General features: G+C 53.1%; 2 protein-coding genes and 1 pseudogene. All 3 read right to left on the bottom strand.

What is annotated here, in order from left to right; all coding sequences use genetic code 11:
• Positions 1–189: 189 nt before the first annotated feature.
• Positions 190–1,641 carry a cysteine--tRNA ligase gene (cysS, locus tag HWQ67_RS15500; RefSeq protein WP_218253590.1) on the bottom strand — a complete coding sequence of 484 codons (1,452 nt, stop codon included), beginning with the start codon at positions 1,639–1,641 and terminating at the stop codon, positions 190–192.
• A gap of 153 nt (positions 1,642–1,794) precedes the next feature.
• Positions 1,795–2,295: pseudogene (gene cysE, locus HWQ67_RS15495) on the bottom strand (serine O-acetyltransferase); the annotation flags it as partial.
• A gap of 39 nt (positions 2,296–2,334) precedes the next feature.
• Positions 2,335–2,607: a hypothetical protein gene (locus HWQ67_RS15490; protein WP_218253589.1), complete on the bottom strand. Its 273-nt coding sequence runs from the start codon at positions 2,605–2,607 to the stop codon at positions 2,335–2,337.
• Positions 2,608–2,917 lie beyond the last annotated feature (310 nt).

The following is a 2,917-nucleotide window of genomic DNA, read 5'->3' as shown; positions in this document are numbered from 1 at the left end:
AAACTGTCAAGAGCAGTAGAACCAGGGCACAATGCATAAGGCTCTCGCAATTTTCATGGGCGGGGGCGAATAGTGCTCCTATTCATGAAGGTTTAACCGTGAAATAAAAGTTACCCTGTTTTTTAAAGAGGATACTTGGCTCCGCCCCTTTCTTTCTTTTCCCTTTTCCTACTCTTTTCTTATTCCTCCTTACACCTTGACCTTCCATACGGTAGCGTCTACCCTGTCTTCGAGGATAATGCCTTTTGCTTGGAGTGCTCTGCGGATTTCGTCTGCCTTCTTCCAGTCCTTCAGGGAACGTGCTTGATTGCGGGTATCTATCATGGCGTTGACCTCAGCCTCGTCTATGCTGAGGCGGCGCCTGATAATCAGGGACTGGTACCACTGTTGCGGGGTACGCCCGAATATGTTTAACACACCGCAGACCTCCGATAACGCCGCCATTGCCGAGGTAATCAACCGTGTGGTCTCCTCGCCATAGGGTCTGACGTCGAGATACTTGTTCAACTGCCGCAGGAACTCAAATATGTGCCCCACAGCCAGGGCCGTGTTAAAGTCGTCGTCCATCGCCTCAACAAAGCGTTCTCTGAAGGCGTCCACAACGCTCCTGAAACTTTCATCCTGTGCCGGTTTAACCTCCTTGCCCCTCTTGTCCCTGAGGAAGGTCTCAACCCGGATAACGGTGCTGTAGTAGCGGTCTATCGAGGTCTCGGCATCCCTCAACTGCTCCTGCGAAAAATCTATAGGGCTGCGATAGTGCGTCCCCAGTATGAACAGCCGCAGGGCCTCCGGGTCAAAGTCCCGCAGGATGTCCTTGATCGTAAAGAAATTGCCAAGGGACTTGGACATCTTTTCCTTGTCCAGGTTGATAAAGCCATTGTGCAACCAGTACTTGACAAACGGCTTTTTGGTGTATGCCTCCGACTGCGACAGCTCGTTTTCGTGATGCGGGAAGATGAGGTCTGCCCCTCCGCCGTGGATGTCAAAGGTGTCGCCGAGGTATTTTCGGGACATTGCGCTGCACTCTATGTGCCATCCGGGACGCCCGGCCCCCCAGGGACTCTCCCAGGCCGGTTCTCCTGCCTTGGACCCCTTCCAGAGCACGAAGTCCAGCGGATTACGCTTCCTGCTGTCAACGGCCACCCTCGCACCGGCCTCCATCCCCCCAAGGTCGCGCTTGGAGAGCTTGCCATACTGTTCAAAGGTGTCAACGGCAAAATAAACGTCGCCGTCCAGGACGTAGGCGTGAGCGTTGTCTATCAGCCCCTGGATTATCTCCGTCATCTGCTGTATGTGTTGCGTGGCCAGCGGCTCGACGTCTGCCCGGGCAACCCCAATGGCGTCCATGTCGTCGTAGTAGGCGGCGATGTACTTGTGTGCCAGTTCGTTGCAGGAGATGCCCTCCTCATTGGCACGCTTGATTATCTTGTCATCGACGTCGGTGAAGTTCTTGACAAAGCGTACGTTGTAGCCCTTGTATACCAGGTAGCGCCTGATGACGTCAAAGACAATTGCGCTGCGTGCGTGTCCAACGTGGCAGAGGTCATAGACGGTGACGCCACAGACGTACATCCCCACAGACCCCTCCCGTAGGGGTGTAAACTCCTCCTTTTCGGAGGTAAGTGTATTGTAGACCTTCATGTTCTTTTTTCCGTGTATCCTTTCTATCTTATCTTCGAGCTTGGCAATGTAGGTTTCAAGCTCCTTGATTCTCTTCTCTACGGGGTCTGGCATACCACGTTGCCATTCCTCTGCCGTGGCATGTTCACCAACCCGCAAGACCTTGCGTTTGACGACCCGGCCCGGTACTCCAACGACAATACAGTGATCGGCCACGGAGTGCAGGACAACGGCGTTGGCTCCAATTGTAACATAATCGCCTATGTCAATAGGGCCAAGGACCTTCGCCCCCGCTCCAATGACAACATAGTTGCCAAGCGTGGGATGTCTTTTGCCCTTATCCTTGCCGGTTCCCCCCAGCGTAACGCCCTGGTACAGCAGACACTCACAGCCGATCTCCGACGTCTCCCCGATAACAACACCGCTGCCATGGTCTATAAACAACCCCGGTGCGATGCGCGCCCCGGGATGTATCTCCACGCCGGTGAACAGTCTTACAAGCGTTGACAGCATTCGTGGCAGTACCGGCACCCCTCGCTGCCATAGACGGTGCAAAAACCTATGGCATACCACGGCATGGAACCCGGGATAGTTCACCAGGGCATCCACGTTGCCACGCACTGCCGGGTCACGCCTGAATATCGCCCTGAAGTCCCGGGCTATTTCGTTCCACATGCGCATTATTTAAGAATACAGGAGATATCTGTCTCTGCCTCAGCGATGTCTTTCCGGTTCTTTTTCACTGCTGTTGCCGGAGGCAGGAATTGACCTTGGTGTGTCGTATGTGGACGCTACGGACTTGAGATACATTAGGGCGAAAAATATAATTGTCCCCGCAATCACGGCAGAGATCAGTATCTTATACAGCGTCCTGCGCAAATCTTGTCCAGGCGGCTGAGGGCTATCTGCAGACTCCGCCGGCAGGGGCGGTGTCGTAGCGGCCTCGCGGTCCCTTGTTATCTCCTCCCGGTGCTCGGGGTCTGTCATGTCGAATCTCCCTCTTTATGCCGTATTGCGTTTAATCCGGAAAAACAACTGTATTTTACCAGTCTTCCAATCCCAAAAGCAATGGATTTATTCAACGGTAAAGAACTTGACAATGTCACATTACAAATTATGCATATAAAAATGTATGAACCACGCCTGCGACCGTAGGAAGCAAATCTCACTTAACGGCCCGGCGACTGCCTTGAACAGGGGAAAGCAGGAATCCATGCCTTTTACCGTGAAAATCTTATTGAGTTAAGACACAAAACTCCCCCTCACCGTCCATGACAGTTTTTTTTGCGATGATTCT

The organism is Candidatus Magnetobacterium casense (genome assembly GCF_019173545.1).
Taxonomy (GTDB): Bacteria; Nitrospirota; Thermodesulfovibrionia; order Thermodesulfovibrionales; family Magnetobacteriaceae; genus Magnetobacterium; species Magnetobacterium cryptolimnobacter.
This window is presented reverse-complemented; position numbering and strand designations above follow the sequence as displayed.

Coding starts and splice junctions, on each gene's coding strand:
- cysS (WP_218253590.1), bottom strand. CDS start 1,641: ATGAAGGTCTACAATACACTTACCTCCGAAAAGGAGGAGTTTACACCC.
- HWQ67_RS15490 (WP_218253589.1), bottom strand. CDS start 2,607: ATGACAGACCCCGAGCACCGGGAGGAGATAACAAGGGACCGCGAGGCC.